General features: G+C 62.7%; 5 protein-coding genes. 1 reads left to right on the plus strand and 4 read right to left on the minus strand.

The annotated features are described in order from the left end of the window. Together Y707_RS31485 and Y707_RS25670 are read right to left on the minus strand one after the other, a co-directional pair. The coding region (locus Y707_RS31485; protein WP_051441950.1) for a site-2 protease family protein at positions 1 to 768 on the minus strand (768 nt) is incomplete at its 3' end. After that, a complete protein-coding gene (locus Y707_RS25670; RefSeq protein ID WP_035781606.1) occupies positions 769 to 1,503 on the minus strand; it encodes an HAD family hydrolase in 735 nt (244 codons plus the stop codon). It abuts the gene before it with no gap. A gap of 108 nt (positions 1,504 to 1,611) precedes the next feature. Here Y707_RS25670 and Y707_RS0112650 point away from each other — a divergent pair, with 108 nt between their 5' ends. After that, positions 1,612 to 2,523 carry a proteasome assembly chaperone family protein gene (locus Y707_RS0112650; protein ID WP_026535373.1) on the plus strand — a complete coding sequence of 304 codons (912 nt, stop codon included), beginning with the start codon at positions 1,612 to 1,614 and terminating at the stop codon, positions 2,521 to 2,523. Between the two features lie 58 nt (positions 2,524 to 2,581). Here Y707_RS0112650 and mshC read toward each other — a convergent pair whose 3' ends face one another. Beyond that, positions 2,582 to 3,985 (minus strand): cysteine--1-D-myo-inosityl 2-amino-2-deoxy-alpha-D-glucopyranoside ligase, encoded by a 1,404-nt coding sequence (mshC, locus tag Y707_RS0112655; RefSeq protein ID WP_026535374.1) that lies wholly within the window; start codon positions 3,983 to 3,985, stop codon positions 2,582 to 2,584. A gap of 90 nt (positions 3,986 to 4,075) precedes the next feature. Further along, a partial coding sequence (locus Y707_RS29860; protein ID WP_035781609.1) for an undecaprenyl-diphosphate phosphatase occupies positions 4,076 to 4,642 on the minus strand: 567 nt, incomplete at its 5' end.

The following is a 4,642-nucleotide window of genomic DNA, read 5'->3' on the forward strand; positions in this document are numbered from 1 at the left end:
CCGGCCGGCGCTGATGTCGGGAAGGCGCAGCCGCATGCGGGCATTGTTGATGGCCCCGCTGGCGCCAAGCCAAAGGAATCCTGCAACCAGCACAGTGATCAACACGACTTGGAATTCGGGCTCGCCCCCGAGGCTGATCGGAAACACAATCACTGCGGCGACCAGCAGCACGGCGATAACGCGGCCGGCCCAACCCGCGGCAACGGTGCCCTTCTCCTGGCTGCCGGTGGCCTTCCAGACGGCGGACTCCACAATGCGGCCCCCGTCCAGCGGAAGCCCAGGCAGGACGTTGAATACTGCCACCAGGAAATTGGCCACTACAAAGATATTTGTCAGCAGCGCCGCGATCGGGTTTCCCTCCGCCAGCGGTACCACGAGTGCGCCGATGCCGGCGAGCGCAAAGTTGGCCGCCGGACCCGCCATGGCCACTACCAGGGACTTTCCGGGGGAAGCGCTGAAATTCTCGAATTGGGTGTGGCCGCCCCACAGATTCAGGACGATCTTGGCCGTGGGCCACTTGTAGGCACGTGCGGATAAGGCGTGCGCGAGCTCATGCACGAGCACCGAAAACAGTAGGAGCAATGCGTAGCCGAAGGCGACCAGGTAAGCGATCCAGCCTGCCCCGGGGACACGTATCTGCTGACCGAAGACGAACACGATGAACGCGGCGATGATGAACCACGAATACGCCAGGATGATGGGAATACCGCCAACGCGGCCCAGCAGGATGCCCTCCCGGGGTATGCCCTTGGTGTCCTCTCCGCTCATCTACTGCACCTGCACTATCGTTGAACGCCGCTGGACCAATGACTGCAGATCGGCCACCGAGCGGCCCTGCAGCGTTTCCCAATGGATGCGCCCGTTGTCCTCGGGCAAGGGGATGAAGTGGGGTATACCGACCGTGATCAGTCCTGCAGCCTGCGCGGAGGTGACCCCGGGCAGTGAATCCTCCAGCGCCACAACATTGTCGACGCCGGCATCCGGGTTGCTTTTCTGCAGCAGTTCCAGGGCACGCCGGTAAGGTTCCGGGTCCGGTTTGCCCTGGGCGACCATGTCGCCCGTCATCAGGAAATCGAAAGTCCCGTCGGGAAGCTGGCGGCGGATCTCCTCGGCCAGCGGCTTCTCCGACATCGTGACGAGTGCGCAAGGGACATCCGCTGCACGCAGCTCAGCAAGCAGCTCACGTGCCCCGGGACGCCAGGGAATCTCCCGCCGCACGGACCGGACCACGTGCCCAATCAGATGGTCGATGATCTGCCGTGAGGACAGGTCGACGCCGGCACTTTGGAGAATCCGGCTGGAAAAAGTGAGCGATTGACCCACCAGGGCCTCGGCCTGCTCCTCGCTCCAGCTGCCGCCATGCTGAGAAACGAGTTCCATTTCGCCCTGGATCCAGTAGGGCTCGGTATCGACCAGGGTGCCGTCCATATCCCACAGCACGGCCTGCAAAGCCGGCCCGTCGCGGACTGTGGTTTCCGGGTGGGCGGTGGAGGAGGAATGCATGGTTCAAGTCTACGGTGGCTTCCGGACCGTCCCCTTCCACTATGCTCAGCGCGAAGATGTCAGCGACCGGGTCTGACATCCGCGCCTCCGCCACCGTAGGGTGTAAGTGTGAGTAGCTATCAGGACGGACCGGCACCCGGGAATCCGGGACTTTTCAGCGGTGCGCCAAAGGAATCGGGTCAGTCCGGGGATCCGGAGTCGAACGGCAGGGTCACAGTCATGCTCGCGGCTTTTGAAGGCTGGAACGACGCCGGTGACGCCGCCAGCGATGCCCTCAAACACCTCCATAACCTCTGGGATGCCAAGAAGGCCGCCAGCCTGGACCCGGATGAGTACTATGATTTCCAGTTCACCCGGCCGATGCTGCACCGGAGCGGCGGGGTCAAGAAGATCAAGTGGCCGACCACCAGCCTGACGAAAGCATCGATCCCGGGCACAAGTATCGACGTCGTGTTTGTACACGGGGTTGAACCGTCCTACAAATGGCGCGCCTATACGGCCGAACTGCTCGCGCATGCCACCGAAATGGACGTGGATTACCTGATCCTTGTGGGGGCGCTGCTGGCTGATGTGCCGCACACCCGGCCCATTCCCGTGACCGCGACCAGCGAGGATGAGGATCTGCAGGAACGCCTTGGGATTGAGGCCTCGCACTATGAAGGCCCAATCGGCATTGTTGGTGTGTTGTCGGAGCTGGCTCATCTTGCCAGCCTGCCCACGCTCTCGGTGTGGGCTGCGGTGCCGCATTATGTTGCACAGTCGCCGTCGCCGAAGGCCACGCTGGCGCTGTTGAACCGGTTGGAGGAACTGCTCCAGGTTTCACTGGAGACAGACGAAATTTCCGAGGATGCCGAAGCGTGGGAGCGCGGAGTCGACGAACTGGCCACCGAAGATCCGGAGATTGCCGAGTACGTAAAGCAACTCGAAGAGGCCAAGGACACCGTGGACCTTCCCGAGGCCTCCGGCGAGTCGATTGCCCGGGAATTCGAGCGTTATCTGAAAAAGCGCCGGAAAGAATAACGGCGCCTCCCGGCCGGGCACTCTGCCCGGACGGGCACTCCCCTGGAGGGGGTAACTGCTAGAGCCGCACGCCCAGCAGTGCATCCACCGCATTACGCACGAGGTCGGCCCCCGGCCCCGAAACCGGAGCCTGGGCCGGTCCTGAAACATCGAGCGGTTCAGCCGGAGCATCCTGCTGGCCAGCCGCGGAAGCAGATTCAGCGGACAAGGCCCCGATTGAAGCCTTACGTGATTGTTCCGGCTGGTCCTGGGCGGCCAGAATCCGGTTGGCCCATGCATCGACTGCGGCCACCGCGGCGGGCGCATCCAGGTCATCGGCCAGGGACTGACGCATCTTGTCAACCAGTTCGACGGCGCCGTCGTCATCCGCGGTTCCAATGCCGATGGCGTCCCGCCACCGGTGCAGGCGCTCCTGCGCCTCATGCAGCAAGGCATCGGTCCAGAACCAGTCGGTCCGGTAATGGTTGGCCAGGATCGCCAACCGAATGGCGGCCGGTTCCACACCAGATTGGCGAAGGCTCGAGACGAGTATCAGGTTGCCCTTGGACTTGCTCATCTTCTCGCCTTCGAGACCCACCATTCCGGTATGCGAATAATGGCTGGCCATCGGAACGTGGCTCAGCGCGTAAGCGTGGCCTGCGCCCATCTCGTGGTGCGGGAAGATCAGGTCCGAACCGCCACCCTGGACTGTGAAGGGCGCGGGCAGGAAGCGTTGGGAAATGACCGTACATTCGATGTGCCAGCCTGGCCGGCCGGTACCGAGCGTAGCGCCGTCCCAGTCCGGTTCATCCGGCCGGGCCACCCGCCACAGCAGCGGATCAAGCGCGTTCTTCTTGCCTGGACGCTCAGGGTCGCCGCCACGCTCGGCGAATAGCGGCATCATTTCCTGCTCACCGAGACCGGAAATCTGCCCAAGCCACCAGGCCGCGGAGGCATTTCCGGGTTCAGCACCGGCCGCGTCCACGGAGAAGTAGACATCGCCGTCCGGCTCCCCATCAATGCCGGTCACCCGGTAGGCCAGGCCCCGCTCCACCAAGGATTCGACGGCCGGAACCAGCCATTCAATGGATTCAACCGCTCCAACGAAGTGGTCGGGGGCCAACACATTCAACGCCGTCATATCGGCACGGAACAGGTCGGTCTGCTCCTGGGCAAGATCACGCCAATCAATGCCGAGCTGCGTTGCGCGCTCCAGCAGCGGGTCATCGATATCCGTGACGTTCTGGACGTACTGAACGCGCAGACCCGCGTCCCGCCAGAGCCGGTTCAGCAGGTCGAATGCGACGTAGGTGGCCGCGTGGCCCATGTGCGTCGCATCGTAAGGGGTGATACCGCAGACATAGAGACTGGCATCCGTTTCGGTCTCCAGCGGAACCACTTTCCCGGCCACGGTGTCGTGAAGCCGGATGGCTCCAGATTGTCCGGGCAGGGCAGGCAGCGGCAGCGAATTCCAAGAGATCACAGCCCCAACCCTAATGCTTCGCCGCCGCGGGCTCTAACTGTGAGGGCCGCCGTCGTACCTTGTTACGGGCGCCGTTCCGGGACTGCCGGATTACGCATTGGCGCCAATGATATTGAAGCCGAGCAGTAGGTAGATGAGCACACCCAGGGCAATCCGGTACCAAACAAAGACCATGTAACTGCGCGTGGAAATGAACTTGAGGAACCACCCGATGATGAAAAATCCCACAACGAACGCCACGATGGTCGCCAGCGCGGTCTGCCCCAGATCGTATGGGCCTAGTTCGTCGAAGTTCCGCACCAGCTGAAACAAGCCACTGGCGAAAACGGCCGGAATGGCAAGCAGGAATGCATATCGCGCGGCGGCCTCGCGTGTGTATCCCATCAGCAGCCCCGCGGTGATAGTGCCACCGGACCGGGAGACACCGGGAATCAGTGCCATCGCCTGGGCCAGCCCGTAAAGAATTCCGTGCTTGTAGGTCAAGTGCGTCAGCTCCCGCTGCTGCTTGGCTGTCTTGTCGGCGATAGCAAGGAAGACACCGAAGACGATGAGCATGGTCGCCGTCAGCCACATACCGCGCAGTGTGGTTTCGATTGCGTCATGGAAGACGAGTCCCAGAATGCCGATCGGCAGGCTGCCGATAATGACCAGCCAGCC

It is taken from the genome of Arthrobacter sp. H14 (assembly GCF_000520495.1).
Classification (GTDB): Bacteria; Actinomycetota; Actinomycetes; order Actinomycetales; family Micrococcaceae; genus Arthrobacter_C.

Bases quoted from the DNA above. Each gene is read 5' to 3' on its own strand.
- Y707_RS25670 (WP_035781606.1), bottom strand. From the start codon at position 1,503: ATGCATTCCTCCTCCACCGCCCACCCGGAAACCACAGTCCGCGACGGG.